We start from the raw sequence: 15,753 nt of genomic DNA on the forward strand, positions 1-15,753 counted from the left end.
GCGTCCTCAGCCCCGTACTCCGCACAGATGCAGGAGCGCCGCCACCCGACGGTAGGGCTCCGTGCGCCCCGCCCGGTCCTCCGCGGCCAGCAGCCGTTCCAGCTCCGTCGCGGCGGGCAGCTCGGCGTCGTTCGGCACGTTGTCAGTGAAGACCCGGACGCCGTACCAGGCGTGCAGCGGCGCCGCGATCCCCGCCAGGGTCGCCGTCAGCGCCTCCAGCCGGTCCGCCCGCACCGACAGCCCGAGCCGGTTGGTGTACGTGCCCGAGTCGAAGGCGGTCAGTGCCCCCGGCCAGTCCCCGGCGAGGCCGGGCCGCATGGCGAGCGCGTCGCCGTTGCGCACCAGCAGGGAGAGCAGGCCCCCCGGCGCGAGCATCCTGGCCAGCCCCGCGAGCATCGCGTCCGGCTCCTGGACATACATCAGCACCCCGTGGCAGAGCACCACGTCGAAGCTGCCGGGCAGGAAGTGCACCCCGGTGTCGCGGCCGTCGCCCTCGATCAGCCGGACCCGCTCGCGGATCCCGGCCGGCTCGCCGGCCAGCGACTGATGGGCCGCCTTGAGCATCTCGGCGTCGGACTCCAGGCCCGTCACGGTGTGACCGGCCCGTGCCAGGCGCAGCGCCTGGGTGCCCTGGCCCATGCCGACGTCAAGGATCCGCAGCCGCTGCCCGACCGGGTAGCGGGCGGCTATCTGCTCGTCGAGCTGACGGGCGACGAGCTCCTGGCGGACCATGTTGCGCAGTCCGCCAAGCCCGGCCAGCCATTCGGCCGAAGCGCCCCCGAATCCGGAGACTTCCGGGCTCAGGGCCGCTCTCCGCGCTTGACCTGCGGCTTCGGCAGGCGCAGTCGGCGCATCTGGAGGGTACGCATCAGGCCGTAGGCGACCGCGCCGCGCTTGGACTCGTTCGGGAAGCGCTCGTTCAGCTGCCTCTTCATACGGAACGCCAGGCCGATGGAGTCGACGATGATCAGCACGATCACGCCGAGCCACAGCAGCAGTGCGATGTTCTGCAGCGAGCCGACCCGGACCATGCTCAGGACCAGGATCACCACCGCGAGCGGCAGGAAGAACTCGGCGATGCAGAAGCGGGAGTCGACGAAGTCCCGCACGAACCGGCGGACCGGTCCCTTGTCACGGGCCGGCAGATACCGTTCGTCGCCGCTGGCCATGGCCTCGCGCTGTCGGGCAAGGTCCGCGCGGCGGGCTTCCCGCTGGCGCTTCGTGGCCTCCTTGCGGTCGGCCGGCGCGCTGGAGGCACGGCGGCGCTGGGTCTGGGCCTCACTGCGCTTGGGCGTGGGGCGGCCCTTGGGGGCCTCGGGGTCGCGGGGCTGCTTGGAGAGGTCCAGCGGCACCTTGTCGGTGGGGGACTTCTCTTCCTTGGAACGGCTACCAAACACAAAGCCCAAGGGTACGGGGTAAGGAGGAGGTGCGGGACCGCAGGTCCCTCTTTGGAAGGGCGGTGGTGGGAGACGGGTCGGCGCATGGACCCAACGCCGGTGGGGAACGATCCCGCAACACCGAGCGTCAGTACAGGACAGAAGCCGGCCACAAGCCGGACAGAGCGGACGTCGCCCGTGGTTTCCCTGACGGTCACCTACTCCTTGGGCCGGATCGGCCCCGTGAGCAGTCGTCCTTGGGGAGGAGCGCATCCGCTCCCGAACAGTGCGGTAATGGATGCAGGGCCCGTACTGTGGGTTCTGTTGGAGTGCTGAAGCTGAGTCCGTCAGAAGGGGGCGCGCGAAGCCCATGAGCGGTGTCATGAAGCGTATGGGGATGATCTTCCGCGCGAAGGCAAACAAGGCCCTTGACCGGGCCGAGGATCCGCGCGAGACCCTCGATTACTCGTACCAGAAGCAGCTGGAACTGCTGCAGAAGGTGCGCCGCGGAGTCGCCGATGTGGCGACCTCCCGCAAGCGGCTGGAATTGCAGCTGAACCAGCTGCAGGGACAGTCGACCAAGCTGGAGGACCAGGGCCGCAAGGCGCTGGCGCTCGGCCGTGAGGACCTGGCGCGCGAGGCGCTGTCCCGCCGTGCCTCGCTCCAGCAGCAGGTCACCGACCTGGAGACGCAGCACCAGACGCTGCAGGGCGAGGAGGAGAAGCTCACTCTCGCGGCCCAGCGGCTGCAGGCCAAGGTCGACGCCTTCCGTACGAAGAAGGAGACCATCAAGGCCACCTACACAGCGGCCCAGGCACAGACCCGGATCGGCGAGGCCTTCTCCGGTATCTCCGAGGAGATGGGTGACGTCGGCCTGGCGATCCAGCGGGCCGAGGACAAGACCGCGCAGCTGCAGGCCAGGGCGGGCGCGATCGACGAGCTGCTCGCCTCCGGCGCCCTGGACGACCAGTCCGGGATGGCGAAGGACGACATCGCCGCCGAGCTGGACCGCATCTCCGGTGGTACTGATGTAGAGCTGGAGCTGCAGCGGATGAAGGCCGAGCTGGCGGGCGGCCCGAGCTCCTCGCAGCAGGCGATCGAAGGCGGCAACGGCACGCAGGACGCCGCTTCGCAGCAGAACCGCCCGAAGTTCGACAAGCAGTAGGGACTCGTCATGATCGTACGGATCATGGGGGAGGGTCAGCTGGAGGTGGCTCAGAGCCACCTCGCCGAACTGAACAAGCTCGACGACGAGCTGCTGGCCGAGATGGAGAGCGGCGACGACCTCGGCTTCCGCCGCACTCTGCACGCGCTCCTGGAGAAGGTCCGGGAGCTCGGCGAGCCGCTGCCGGACGACTCCCTGGAGCCGTCCGAGCTGATCCTTCCCGCTCCGGACGCGACGCTCGAAGACGTACGGGAACTGCTCGGCGACGACGGCCTCATTCCGGGCTGACGAGCCCCGGCCGACGACCCCCGGCGACCTCCTCACTCCAACAGACGGCGTGCCCCGCCCCGGTTGATCCGGAGCGGGGCATTCTGCTGTTTTCTGCTGTGCTCGCGGGTGTACGCGGCTGCCGCGGCACGCCGTACCGTTGCTGGATGTGACCTCACTCGCCACCGGGTTCGCCCGCACCCAGCTCTGGCTCCGCGCGCATCCGCTGGCGCTGGACGGCGCGCTGGCAGCGGTCGTGCTGATCTGCATGGTCGCCGGGTCCTTCGCCGACCCGAACGGGCGGCACGGCCCGGAGTTCGGCAGCCGCACCCCCGAGCTGCGCAGTGTGGTGCTGATGGTCCTGGTGGCCGGGGCGCTCGTCTTCCGCCGCCGCAACCCGATGCCCGTCCTCCTCTTCACCGGAGTGGTGTCCGTCTTCGAGCTCGTCGTGGGGGATCCGGCGGCCCCGGTCGCGATGAGCGCGGTGATCGCGCTCTATACGGTCGCCTCGCGCACCGACCGGCCCACCACCTGGCGGGTCGGCCTGCTGACCATGACCGTGCTGACCGGCGCGGCGATGTTCTTCGGCTCGACCCCCTGGTACACGCAGGAGAACCTCGGCATCTTCGCCTGGACCGGGATGGCGGCGGCCGCCGGCGATGCCGTGCGCAGCCGCCGCGCCTTCGTCGACGCGATAAGGGAACGGGCCGAGCGCGCCGAGCGCACCCGCGAGGAGGAGGCCCGGCGACGGGTCGCCGAGGAGCGGCTGCGGATCGCCCGCGATCTGCACGATGTGGTCGCGCACCACATCGCCCTGGTCAATGTGCAGGCCGGAGTCGCGGCGCATGTCATGGACAAACGCCCCGACCAGGCCAAGGAGGCCCTCGCCCATGTGCGGGAGGCCAGCCGCTCCGCGCTCAACGAACTACGTGCCACGGTCGGACTGCTGCGGCAGTCCGGCGATCCCGAGGCCCCCACCGAACCGGCCCCCGGCCTGGAGGTCCTCGACGAACTGGTCCTCACTTTCCAGCAGGCCGGACTGCCGGTCGAGGTGGCTCGCGCCGACGACGGCGTCCGGCTTCCGGCCGCCGTCGACCTCGCGGCGTACCGGATCATCCAGGAGGCGCTGACCAATGTGCAGAAGCACGCGGGCACGGACGCCAAGGCCGAGGTCAGCGTGATCAGGGTCGGCCCGACGCTGGAGGTCACCGTCCTCGACAACGGCGTGGAGCCCGACGGGCAGACGGACGGCGGCGGCCACGGTCTGCTCGGGATGCGCGAGCGGGTCACGGCACTCGGCGGGGCGCTGACCGCAGGCCCCCGTTACGGCGGCGGCTTCCGTGTACAGGCGATACTTCCCCTCAAGACCCGTACGGGGGAGGACAGATGACGATCAGGGTGCTGCTCGCCGACGACCAGACACTGCTGCGCAGCGCGTTCCGGGTCCTGGTCGACTCCGAACCCGACATGGAGGTCGTCGCCGAGGCCGCGGACGGCGCCGAGGCTCTCGCCCTGGCCCGCTCCGCCAAGGCCGATGTGGTCCTGATGGACATCCGGATGCCCGGTACGGACGGGCTCGCCGCCACCCGCATGATCAGCGCGGACCCGGAGCTGGCTCACGTACACGTCGTCATGCTCACCACCTTCGAGGTCGACGAGTACGTCGTGCAGTCGCTGCGGGCCGGGGCCTCGGGCTTCCTCGGCAAGGGCGCGGAACCGGAGGAACTGCTCAACGCCATCCGGATCGCCGCCGCGGGCGAGGCGCTGCTCTCGCCGGTCGCCACCAAGGGCCTGATCGCCAAGTTCCTCGCGCAGGGCGGCACGTCGGACGACGGGCAGGAGACCCAGGCGTACTCCGAGCGCCTTGCCGGGCTCACCGGCCGCGAGCGCGAGGTCCTCGTCCTGGTCGGCGGCGGCCACTCCAACGACGAGATCGCCGAGCGTCTCGCGGTCAGCCCGCTGACGGTCAAGACACATGTGAACCGGGCGATGGCGAAACTGGGCGCCCGCGACCGCGCCCAATTGGTGGTTGTCGCGTACGAATCGGGCCTGGTACGTCCAAGGGTGGAGTGAGCCGCGGTCCGCCTACTCCAGCTGCGGTATGCGCGGCATAAGGAACGGGACCTGGGAGCGACGGTCGGGCCTCTTCGAATGCCTGATCGTATAAGTGGGCCGCTGACTGTGCCCCCTTCGAGTCCTTCCTGCCGCGCAAGCCACAGAAGAGAGACCCCATGTCCTGGCTGTCCAGATTCAGCCTGTCGCAACGCGCCCTTGTCGGTCTGATGTCGATCGTCGCGATCGTCTTCGGAGCGATCGCCATCCCGCAGCTCAAGCAGCAGCTGCTGCCTTCCATCGAGCTCCCGATGGTGTCGGTGCTCGCCCCCTACCAGGGCGCGTCCCCCGATGTGGTCGAGAAGCAGGTCGTCGAACCGCTCGAATCGACCATCAAGGCCGTCGACGGCATCAAGGGGATCACCTCCACGGCGAGCGAGGGCAACGCCGTGATCATGGCCAGCTTCGAGTATGGGGACGGCACCAAGCAGCTCGTCGCCGATGTCCAGCAGGCCGTGAACCGGGCCCGCACCCAGCTGCCCGAGGACGTCGACCCGCAGGTCGTCGCCGGTTCGACGGACGACATCCCGACCGTCGTCCTCGCCGTCACCTCGTCGAAGGACCAGCAGGCGCTCGCCGACCAGCTGGAGCGCACCGTCGTCCCGGCCATCGAGGACATCGACGGCGTCGGACAGGTCTCGGTCGACGGCGTCCAGGACCTCCAGGTCTCCGTCACCCCCGACGAGAAGAAGCTCGCGGCCGCGGGCCTGAACACCCTGGCCCTCGGCGAGGCACTCAAGGCGGGCGGCGCCACCCTGCCCGCCGGTTCCTTCTCCGAGGACGGCAAAAGCCGCACCGTCCAGGTCGGCGGCGGCTTCACCACGCTGAAGCAGATCGAGGACCTGCGCGTGAGCCCGGTCAAGGGCAGGCCGGTACGCCTGGCTGATATCGCCACCGTCAAGCAGGAAGAGTCCGAGCGGGTCTCCATCACCCGTACGAACGGCAAGCAGAGCCTCGCCGTCCTCGCCACCATGGACAACGACGGCAGCGCCGTCGCCATCTCCGACGCCGTCAAGGACAAGCTGCCCAAGCTCCGCAAGGATCTGGGGTCCGGCGCCGAGCTGACCGTCGTCTCCGACCAGGGCCCGGCCGTCTCCAAGTCGATCTCCGGTCTGACCACCGAGGGCGCGCTCGGCCTGCTCTTCGCGGTCATCGTGATCCTGGTCTTCCTGGCCTCGCTCCGCTCCACCCTGGTCACCGCGGTCTCCATCCCGCTCTCGGTGGTCCTCGCGCTGATCGTGCTGTGGACCCGCGACCTGTCGCTCAACATGCTCACGCTGGGCGCGCTGACCATCGCGATCGGCCGGGTCGTCGACGACTCGATCGTGGTCCTGGAGAACATCAAGCGGCACCTCGGCTACGGCGAGGAGCGGCAGAGCGCGATCATTACCGCGGTCAAGGAGGTGGCCGGTGCGGTCACCGCGTCCACGCTGACGACCGTCGCGGTGTTCCTGCCGATCGGCCTGGTGGGCGGCATGGTCGGCGAGCTGTTCGGCTCGTTCTCGCTGACCATCACCGCGGCCCTGCTCGCCTCGCTGCTGGTCTCGCTGACCGTCGTGCCGGTGCTCTCGTACTGGTTCCTGCGCGCGCCGAAGGCCGTACGCGGCATCGACCCGGAGGAGGCCCGGCGCAAGGCGGAGGAGAAGGAGGCGCGCAGCCCGCTCCAGCGGCTGTACGTCCCGGTGTTGCGCTTCGCGACCCGTCGCCGCCTCACGAGCGTCGCCCTGGCGCTGCTCGTCCTCGTCGGCACCTTCGGCATGGCGCCCCTGCTCAAGACCAACTTCTTCGACCAGGGCGAGCAGGAGGTCATGTCCGTCAAGCAGGAACTGGCCCCCGGCACCAGCCTGGAGGCGGCCGACGCCTCCGCCAGGAAGGTCGAGAAGGTCCTCGACGGCATCGACGAGATCAAGGACTACCAGGTCACCGTCGGCTCCTCCGGCTTCATGGCGGCCTTCGGCGGCGGTACGGGCGCCAACCAGGCCTCCTACCAGCTCACGCTGAAGGACGCGGGGTCGTACGAGAAGACCCGCGACCGCATCGACGAGGAGCTCGGCAAGCTCAAGGGCATCGGCGACACGACGATCGCGGCGGGCGACGGCTTCGGCAACCAGGACCTGAGCGTCGTGGTCAAGGCGTCCGACGCGGACACCCTGAAAAAGGCCTCGGAAGCGGTACGGGCCGAGGTCGCGAAGCTCGACGACGTCACCGACGTACAGAGCGACCTGGCGCAGAGCATCCCGCGGATCTCCGTCCGGGCGAACGCGAAGGCCGCGGACGCGGGCTTCAACGAGACCACGCTGGGTCTGGCCGTCGGCCAGGCGGTGCGCGGCACCCCCTCGGGCAAGGCGATCCTCGACGACACCGAGCGCGATGTCGTCATCACCTCCGCCAAGCCGGCCAAGACGCTGGCCGAGCTGCGCGACCTCTCGCTCGGCACGGTGAAGCTCGGTGAGATCGCCGATGTGAAGCTGGTCCCCGGCCCGGTATCGATGACCCGGATCGACGGCTCGCGGGCCGCGACGATCACGGCGAAGCCGACCGGCGACAACACGGGCGCGGTCTCCGCCTCGCTCCAGAGCAAGCTGAAGTCGCTGGACCTCCCGGAGGGCGCGACCGCTTCGATCGGCGGCGTCTCCTCCGACCAGGACGACGCCTTCGCCTCGCTGGGCCTGGCGATGCTGGCGGCGATCGCCATCGTCTTCATGCTGCTGGTGGCGACGTTCCGGAGCCTGGTCCAGCCGCTGATCCTGCTGGTGTCCATCCCGTTCGCGGCGACCGGCGCGCTCGGTCTGCTGATCGTGACGGGTACGCCGATGGGCGTCCCGGCGATGATCGGCATGCTGATGCTCATCGGCATCGTGGTCACCAACGCGATCGTGCTCATCGACCTGATCAACCAGTACCGGGCCCAGGGCCTGGGCGTGGTGAAAGCGGTCGTCGAGGGCGGCCGCCACCGGCTCCGCCCGATCCTGATGACGGCACTGGCGACGATCTGCGCGCTGCTCCCGATGGCGCTCGGCGTCACCGGCGAGGGCGGCTTCATCGCCAAGCCGCTGGCGGTGGTGGTGATCGGCGGTCTGATCACCTCGACGCTGCTGACGCTGCTGCTGGTGCCGACGCTGTACGCGATGGTGGAGCTGCGCAAGGAACGCCGCGCGAAGAAGAAGGCGGCGAAGCGGGCAGCCCGGTCGGGCGCGGCGAGTGAGCCGCACTCCGAGAAGGCGGAGGAACCGGCTCCGGCAGGCGTGTAACCAGGCGCGAAGCACCGCACCCGGCGGCGGTCCCTTGCGGGGGACGCCGCCGGGTGTGGTGCTTTTCGGTCATTTCGGGGTAAGGAGAGCCGCATGACGAGGTACGTACTGATCCCCGGCGCGGACGGCCGCGCCTGGTACTGGCACTTGGTCGTGCCCGAGCTGGGCGCACGTGGCCATGACGTGGTGACCGTGGACCTGCCCCAGGACGAGTCCGCGGGTCTCGCCGAGTACACCGACGCTGTCGTACGGGCGATCGGCGCGCCCACGGGCGGCGAACTCGTCCTCGTCGCGCAGTCGTTGGCCGGATTCATCGCCCCGCTCGTCTGCGAGCGCGTCCCCGTCGACGGGCTGATCCTGGTTAACCCCATGGTGCCGGCCCCCGGCGAGAGTGCGGGGGACTGGTGGGCGAACACCGGTCAGGCCAAGGCCCGTGCGGCCTTCGCGGTGCAGGAGGGCCGGAACCCGAACGCGGCCTTCGACGTGCTGACGGATTTCTTCCACGACGTTCCGCAGGAGGTTACCGTGGAGGCCATGACCCAGGGCGAGGCCGGACCGACGGTGGCCGTGTTCACCCAGCCCTGGCCGCTCGGCACCTGGCCGGACGTCCCCACCCGGTGTATCCAGGGGCGCGAGGACCGCTTCTTCCCGCTCGACTTCCAGCGCCGCATCGCCGGGGAACGACTGGGCATCGCCGTCGAGGAGATGCCCGGCGGACACCTCCTCGCGCTGAGCCGCCCGGCGGAACTGGCCGACCTGATCTGCCGCTAGGTCGTGTCTTCAAAGTCCCTCCCCCAGAGCTTCGCCTGGGAGGTACCCCCACCTGGCGAGGCCTGGCACGCACGCTCGCTGCGTTGTCGTCAGTCGCCGACGCTCCGCGTGGGCTCTTTCCTCCGCCTTGCGATCGCACGCACCAGACGCCGTCAGGCCCGCCCTCCGGGCGGACGACGCTACTTTGAAGACACTCCCTAGGGCCTGCAAAGGGGGGCGCCCCGGCCGCGATCGGCCGGGGCGCCCCCTCACACGCACGGCGCAAGCGTTACGGCAGCGCCAGCATCCGCTCCAGCGCGAGCTTCGCGAAGCTCTCCGTCTCCTTGTCGACCTGGATCCGGTTGACCAGGTTGCCCTCGGCCAGCGACTCCAGCGCCCACACCAGGTGCGGCAGGTCGATGCGGTTCATCGTCGAGCAGAAGCAGACCGTCTTGTCGAGGAAGACGATCTCCTTGTCGGGGTGCGCGTTCGCGACCCGGCGGACCAGGTTGAGCTCGGTGCCGATCGCCCACTTGGAACCGGCCGGGGCTGCCTCCAGCGTCTTGATGATGTACTCCGTCGAGCCGACGTAGTCCGCGGCGGCCACGACCTCGTGCTTGCACTCGGGGTGGACGAGGACGTTCACGCCCGGGATCCGCTCGCGCACGTCGTTGACCGAGTCCAGCGAGAAGCGGCCGTGCACCGAGCAGTGCCCGCGCCACAGGATCATCTTGGCGTCCCGCAGCTGCTCGACACTCAGCCCGCCGTTCGGCTTGTGCGGGTTGTACAGGACGCAGTCGTCGAGCGACATGCCCATCTCGCGCACCGCGGTGTTGCGCCCCAGGTGCTGGTCGGGGAGGAAGAGCACCTTCTCGCCCTGCTCGAAGGCCCAGTCCAGCGCACGCTTCGCGTTCGACGACGTACAGATCGTGCCGCCGTGCTTGCCGGTGAAGGCCTTGATGTCCGCCGAGGAGTTCATGTACGAGACGGGCACGACCTGCTCGGCTACACCGGCCTCGGACAGCACGTCCCAGCACTCGGCGACCTGCTCGGCCGTCGCCATGTCGGCCATCGAGCAGCCGGCGGCCAGGTCGGGCAGCACGACCTTCTGGTCGTCGGAGGTCAGAATGTCCGCGGACTCGGCCATGAAGTGCACACCGCAGAACACGATGTACTCGGCCTCCGGCCGGGCCGCGGCGTCCTTGGCCAGCTTGAAGGAGTCGCCGGTGACGTCGGCGAACTGGATGACCTCGTCGCGCTGGTAGTGGTGGCCGAGGACGAAGACCTTGTCGCCGAGCTTCTCCTTGGCCGCGCGGGCGCGCTCCACCAGGTCCGGGTCGGACGGGGACGGCAGGTCGCCGGGGCACTCCACGCCGCGCTCACTCCTGGGGTCGGCCTCGCGGCCGAGCAGCAGCAGGGCGAGCGGCGTCGGCTGGACGTCGAGCTCAGGGCGGGCTTGGGCGGTGGTCACGTCACGCACCCTTTCTCTTCTGCAGAGGCACTTCTCGTCTATTTGACGCTATCTATCATAACTGCTTCACGTCACTTTGACGATGTCCATAGCGTCGATGTGACGCACCCCCCTGCTCCCTCCCGTACACCCGCGGTGCACCCCGCCGTCCACAGGCCGCTGCCCCTCGCTTGGCCGGTGTGCGAGCATGAAGGGGAAAGACTAGGGCTCGCCCGGAATGAATCCGGGGCCCCGCCGGTTGCAACCGTCGGCAAGCAGTCTCCGTACAACCCGGGAGAGAAGCAGATGTCCGTATCGGACGAGACCACCACCGTGAGCGACGGCATCCTCCTGTCCGACGCCGCCGCGGCCAAGGTCAAGGGCCTGCTGGAGCAGGAAGGCCGGGACGACCTGGCGCTGCGCGTGGCCGTTCAGCCCGGCGGCTGCTCGGGCCTGCGCTACCAGCTGTTCTTCGACGAGCGCTCGCTCGACGGCGATGTCGTCAAGGACTTCGGCGGCGTGAAGGTCGTCACCGACCGGATGAGTGCCCCGTACCTGGGCGGCGCGTCCATCGACTTCGTGGACACGATCGAGAAGCAGGGCTTCACGATCGACAACCCGAACGCCACCGGGTCCTGCGCTTGCGGCGACTCCTTCAGCTAAGGCTTCGTACCTCGCACGTACGAAAGGCGGCGGCCCCCATGCGGGGCCGCCGCCTTCGTATGCTCTTTTTCGTGTGCCCGCGTGCTATTTCGCGGGGACGGACGGCCTCGCCGGGATGGCCTCACCCGTCGCCGCGTCCACGACCTTCCGGTCGCCCAGCGGCTTGTTCAGCGCCACCTTCTCGGTGATCTCCTTGGCGATGGCGATGCAGACCCGGTCGGGGTCGGGATTCGTCTCGACGATCCGGACCGTCACCGAGGTGCCGCTCTCGCTCGCCTTCGCCGCGTAGTCGCTGCACACACCGCCCCAGAAGGTCAGGGCCAGAGTCCGCCCGCTCACGGTGTAGGACTCGATGCGCCGGTCGGACGGCGCCGGGGCAGTCTGCGGCGGCTCGGTCGGCCTGATGTCCTGCTGCGGCGGAGTGGTCTCCTTCAGATACTTCGGGTCCACCGCGAGCTGCGTGACCGTGAACGGCTGGGCGCCGCCCTTCGGCTTCACCTCGAACAGCCACGACGGTACGAGCGCCTGCTGCCCGTCCACGTACTGCGCGGCCAGACCGAAGACGGCCTTGGTGACCGTCAGTTGCTCCGGACCCTTCACCCTGCTCTTGGGCATGCACGGAGCCTCGGGCTTCTGCTCGCCCTCCAGTGGTACCGGCGTGGCGCAGCCGCCGATCCCGATCGTGCCGCTGCCCGGGGAGTCCTTGTTCAGCTGCTTCAGCGCCTCCTGGGCCGAGATCACCGGGTACTCGTCGCTCTTCACGGGCGTCTTCAACTGCCCACTGCCGCCCACCACTTGACCGTCCGCGCCGACCTGGATCCCGGTCGTCCAGCCGTATGTCGGCAGCCCGTCGACCAGCGGGTCGGCGTTCACCACGCGCGCCGCGCCCATCAGTTGGCGTGCGTCCAGATCGGCGTCGCTCTGACCGAGCGCCTTCAGCACGGGCGACGCGGCCTTCTTCGCGGCCTCCTCACTCACCGGGCTCGCGCCCGTCGGCGAGGTCTCGCCGCGCACAGGGCACTCCTTGCCCTTCAGGCAGTTGTCGCCGCCCGGTGACGCCAGGAACCGGGCGAAGGTCCAGGTGCCCGGCGCCTGCTTGTTGACCTGGAGCAGCGGGCCCGCGCCGTCCTTGTCCGCCCCGATCTTCCAGGCCTGGCCGACCAGCCGGGGTGTGCCCGGCAGTCCGAGCGCCTTCGCCAGCCGGGTCACCTCGGCCGCGGTCACGGCGCCCTTCGTGCGATGGACAGCGGCCTCGGCCGGTCCGGCTGGCAGCTTGCCCTCGGCCTTGTAGACCACGCCGCCGCCCGAGGGGTCGGGCTCACCGGGCGCGATGCCGCCCCGGTCCCCGCCCTCCGTACGGCCCTCGACAGCGAGCGGGGGCGGATTGCCGTCGTGGCCCGGCGCGCCGCTCTTGGCGTCGGCGCTGTCGTGGCCGCCCCCGAAGCCCGCGGTCGCGAAGTACGTACCCCCGCCCGCGACCAGCACCGCCGCCGCCACCGAGGCGACGGCGAACGGGGAACGCCGGCGGCGGGGGCTGTCGTGCGTGTCTTCCGTACTGCTCACCGCATCGCTCCTTGTCTCCGTGACCCCGTCGCACGGGGTCACGGATGGGACGGAGCGGGGGAGCGCACGGTTCCCTTGTGCGCGCTCAGTTGTGCGCCCTGGGTTGTACGCCCTGGCTCAGTCGCCGTATTCGGACATGGCGTCGAGCAACCTGGCCGAAGACGCCGGTACCACGACACCATGGATGTGCGACGGGGGCACGGGAGCGGGAACGGCGGCCGCGGGAACCACCCAGTGGGGTGCCATTCGCGCGCAATCTCCGCGCAGCTGGGCCAGACTGATCTCGGACTCTCGCGGCTCGCGCCGGGCGATGGGCTTCGTCATATCCGCACCGTATGCATCGGGGGTCCATGACAAAAGGCCTACTATCGGGTAGTTTCCGCACTTCAGTGCGGGCGCCCAAACCCGGTAGCGTTAACTGTCAACGCCACCCCGCCACAGGAGCGTCCTCGCCGTGCGAATCGCAGTCACCGGCTCCATCGCCACTGACCACCTCATGACTTTCCCCGGCCGCTTCGCCGACCAGCTGGTCGCGGACCAGCTGCACACGGTCTCCCTCTCCTTCCTGGTCGACAACCTCGATGTCCGCAGGGGCGGTGTCGGCGCCAACATCTGCTTCGGCATGGGCCAGCTCGGCAGCGGGCCGATCCTCGTCGGCGCGGCCGGATCCGACTTCGACGAGTACCGCGCCTGGCTCGACCGCCATGGCGTGGACACCTCGTCCGTCCGGATCTCCGAAGTCCTGCACACCGCGCGCTTCGTGTGCACCACGGACGCCGACCACAACCAGATCGGCTCCTTCTACACCGGCGCCATGAGCGAGGCCCGCCAGATCGAGCTGAAGTCCGTCGCGGACCGGGTCGGCGGCCTCGACCTCGTCCTGATCGGCGCGGACGACCCCGAGGCGATGCTCCGCCACACCGAGGAGTGCCGGACCCGCTCCATCCCGTTCGCCGCGGACTTCTCCCAGCAGATCGCGCGCATGAGCGGCGACGACATCCGCACGCTCCTGGACGGCGCCACCTACCTCTTCTCCAACGAGTACGAGAAGGGGCTCATCGAGTCCAAGACGGGCTGGACCGACGCCGAGATCCTGGGCAAGGTCGGGACCCGGGTCACCACGCTCGGCTCGAACGGCGTCCGCATCGAGCAGGAGGGCGAGGAGCCGATCGAGGTCGGCTGCCCCGAGGAGGACGCCAAGGTCGACCCGACCGGCGTCGGCGACGCGTTCCGCGCGGGCTTCCTGTCGGGCCTGTCCTGGGGCGTGGGCCACCAGCGCGCGGCGCAGGTGGGCTGCATGCTGGCGACGCTGGTGATCGAGACGCTGGGCACGCAGGAGTACACGCTGCGTCGGGCGCACTTCATGGACCGCTTCACGAAGGCGTACGGCCACGACGCGGCGGCCGAGGTCCGGACCCACCTGAAGTAGCCCTCGGGGCTCGCCCCGGACCCCGCTCCTCACACTCGCCCCAGACTTCGTCCGGGGCGAGTGTGAGGACATGCGGCCGAAGGCCGCATACGGGGTCTGGGGGCTTGCCCCCACACGGCGGAGCCCTCACACCACCCGCCGCACCACATACGCCACGCCTCGCTCCGCCCCCTCTTCCCCCACATACTCCTGGCCCCGCATCTCGCACCACGCCGGAATGTCCAGCCGCGCCGCCTCGTCGTCCGAGAGCACCGTCACCGTGCCCCCCACCGGCACGTCCCCGATCACCTTCGCCAGTTCGATCACCGGGATCGGGCACCGCTTCCCGAGCGCGTCCACCACCAGGGACGCCGTCCCCGCGGTCGCAGTGGGCGAGACGGGCGCGCCGAGACGTTCACGTACCTCCGCGACCACCCCCGGCAGGACCTCCAGGAAGCGGTCGACGTCCGCCTCCGGCGTCCCGAGGGGGAGCGATACACGGACATTGCCCTCCGAGAGCACCCCCATCGCCCTCAGCACATGGCTCGGCGTGAGCGTGCTGCTCGTACAGGAGGAGCCCGAGGAGACGGAGAACCCGGCCCGGTCCAGCTCGTGCAGCAGAGTCTCTCCGTCGACATAGAGACAGGAGAACGTGACGAGATGGGGGAGCCGCCGCACCGGATCGCCCACCACCTCCACATCCGGGACCAGCTCCGGCACGCGCGCGCGGATCCGGTCCACCAGGGCCCTCAGCCGTACCGCCTCGTCCGCCGCCTCCGCCCGCACCGCCCGCAGCGAGGCCGCCGCCGCCACGATCCCCGGGATGTTCTCGAAGCCCGCCGACCGCCCCGACTCCCGCTCGTCGGCGGGACCTTGGGGGGCGAACCGGACACCCTTGCGTACCGCGAGCAGTCCCACCCCCGCCGGGCCGCCCCATTTGTGCGCACTGCCCGTGAGCAGCGACCAGTCCCCGGCCACCGGTCCCCACGCGAGTGACTGCGCCGCGTCCACCAGCAGCGGCACCCCGGCCGCCCGGCAGGCTTCGGCGACCTCGGTGACCGGCTGCTCCGTGCCGACCTCGTGGTTCGCGGACTGCAGACAGGCCAGCGCGGTGTCCTCGCGCAGGGCCGCGCCGAACGCGGCTGGGGACACCGCGCCCGCCCGGTCCACCGGGACCTCGGTCACCGTCCCGCCCTCCGCCCCCTCGTACGCTCCCGCCGAATGGAGCACCGAGGAGTGCTCCACCGCTGAAACGACCAGGTGACGCCCGACACGCCGACGCGCGGCGAGCGCGCCGGAAATTCCGAGGTGAACCGCGCGCGTCCCCGAAGGAGTGAACACGAGCTCGTCCGGGCGGCAGCCCACCGCCTCCGCCGCCGCCTCCCGCGCCGCGTCCAACAGCAGCCTGGCGCGCCGCCCCTCGCGATAGAGCCGGGCCGGGTCGGCCCAGCCCTCGTCGAGGGAGGCCTGCAGAGCCTGCCGGGCGACCGGGTGCAGCGGGGCGGAAGAAGCGACATCGAAGTAAGGCACATCGCCACGCTAACTCCAGTACGCGAAGGGGGCGTCAGAAGCCTGCCGGAGGCAGGGATTCCAGGGGCATTCCACCCCTTCGGGGTGTCGGACGGCGCGTTGGGCACCCTCCCCGCACGACCCCAAATAGCGTCCAGTAGGGTTTGGTCCGCATAAACATCCAAACCCCTGCCCGCGTCAGGGCCGGCGACCGACCAGCGAGACGGCCGCGGCATGCC

General features: G+C 70.1%; 14 protein-coding genes. 8 read left to right on the forward strand and 6 right to left on the reverse strand.

What is annotated here, in order from left to right; genetic code table 11:
• Positions 1–6: 6 nt before the first annotated feature.
• Entirely contained in the window at positions 7–732 is a 726-nt protein-coding gene (locus tag OG905_RS29735; RefSeq protein WP_328678662.1) for a class I SAM-dependent methyltransferase, read from the reverse strand.
• 68 nt (positions 733–800) lie between these two features.
• On the reverse strand, positions 801–1,397 hold the full coding sequence (locus OG905_RS29740) for a DUF3043 domain-containing protein (protein WP_328678663.1): 597 nt from the start codon (positions 1,395–1,397) through the stop codon (positions 801–803).
• 349 nt (positions 1,398–1,746) lie between these two features.
• Between OG905_RS29740 and OG905_RS29745 the strand changes: the two genes are divergently transcribed.
• The 6 genes from OG905_RS29745 (at position 1,747) to OG905_RS29770 (ending at position 8,942) form a co-directional block, all read left to right on the forward strand.
• A complete protein-coding gene (locus OG905_RS29745; RefSeq protein WP_266477245.1) occupies positions 1,747–2,541 on the forward strand; it encodes a PspA/IM30 family protein in 795 nt (264 codons plus the stop codon).
• A 9-nt stretch (positions 2,542–2,550) separates the two neighbouring features.
• Positions 2,551–2,829, forward strand: a complete 279-nt coding sequence (pspAA, locus tag OG905_RS29750) for a PspA-associated protein PspAA (protein ID WP_328678664.1) — start codon at positions 2,551–2,553, stop codon at positions 2,827–2,829.
• Positions 2,830–2,977: 148 nt separating this feature from the next.
• On the forward strand, positions 2,978–4,198 hold the full coding sequence (locus tag OG905_RS29755) for a sensor histidine kinase (protein WP_328678665.1): 1,221 nt from the start codon (positions 2,978–2,980) through the stop codon (positions 4,196–4,198).
• A complete protein-coding gene (locus OG905_RS29760; RefSeq protein ID WP_328678666.1) occupies positions 4,195–4,881 on the forward strand; it encodes a response regulator transcription factor in 687 nt (228 codons plus the stop codon). Before OG905_RS29755 ends, OG905_RS29760 begins: the two co-directional genes overlap by 4 nt.
• A gap of 158 nt (positions 4,882–5,039) precedes the next feature.
• Positions 5,040–8,171, forward strand: coding sequence for an efflux RND transporter permease subunit (locus tag OG905_RS29765; protein WP_328678668.1), 3,132 nt, complete (start codon positions 5,040–5,042; stop codon positions 8,169–8,171).
• 93 nt (positions 8,172–8,264) lie between these two features.
• Entirely contained in the window at positions 8,265–8,942 is a 678-nt protein-coding gene (locus tag OG905_RS29770) for an alpha/beta fold hydrolase (RefSeq protein ID WP_328678669.1), read from the forward strand.
• A 268-nt stretch (positions 8,943–9,210) separates the two neighbouring features.
• Here OG905_RS29770 and nadA read toward each other — a convergent pair whose 3' ends face one another.
• Positions 9,211–10,401, reverse strand: a complete 1,191-nt coding sequence (gene nadA, locus OG905_RS29775; protein ID WP_328678671.1) for a quinolinate synthase NadA — start codon at positions 10,399–10,401, stop codon at positions 9,211–9,213.
• A 276-nt stretch (positions 10,402–10,677) separates the two neighbouring features.
• On the opposite strand from nadA, the gene OG905_RS29780 reads away from it, so the two are divergent.
• A complete protein-coding gene (locus OG905_RS29780; RefSeq protein ID WP_107018256.1) occupies positions 10,678–11,034 on the forward strand; it encodes a HesB/IscA family protein in 357 nt (118 codons plus the stop codon).
• A gap of 84 nt (positions 11,035–11,118) precedes the next feature.
• On the opposite strand, the gene OG905_RS29785 is transcribed toward OG905_RS29780, so the two are convergent.
• Entirely contained in the window at positions 11,119–12,597 is a 1,479-nt protein-coding gene (locus tag OG905_RS29785; RefSeq protein WP_328678685.1) for a hypothetical protein, read from the reverse strand.
• A 117-nt stretch (positions 12,598–12,714) separates the two neighbouring features.
• Positions 12,715–12,921: a hypothetical protein gene (locus tag OG905_RS29790; RefSeq protein ID WP_266477263.1), complete on the reverse strand. Its 207-nt coding sequence runs from the start codon at positions 12,919–12,921 to the stop codon at positions 12,715–12,717.
• A gap of 130 nt (positions 12,922–13,051) precedes the next feature.
• Between OG905_RS29790 and OG905_RS29795 the strand changes: the two genes are divergently transcribed.
• Positions 13,052–14,026, forward strand: a complete 975-nt coding sequence (locus OG905_RS29795; RefSeq protein ID WP_328678686.1) for a carbohydrate kinase family protein — start codon at positions 13,052–13,054, stop codon at positions 14,024–14,026.
• A gap of 126 nt (positions 14,027–14,152) precedes the next feature.
• Here the strand turns inward: OG905_RS29795 and OG905_RS29800 are convergent, their stop codons facing one another.
• A complete protein-coding gene (locus OG905_RS29800; RefSeq protein WP_328678687.1) occupies positions 14,153–15,535 on the reverse strand; it encodes a cysteine desulfurase/sulfurtransferase TusA family protein in 1,383 nt (460 codons plus the stop codon).
• Between the last annotated feature and the right edge of the window lie 218 nt (positions 15,536–15,753).

The organism is Streptomyces sp. NBC_00322, from assembly GCF_036147535.1.
In the GTDB taxonomy this organism is placed as follows: Bacteria; Actinomycetota; Actinomycetes; order Streptomycetales; family Streptomycetaceae; genus Streptomyces.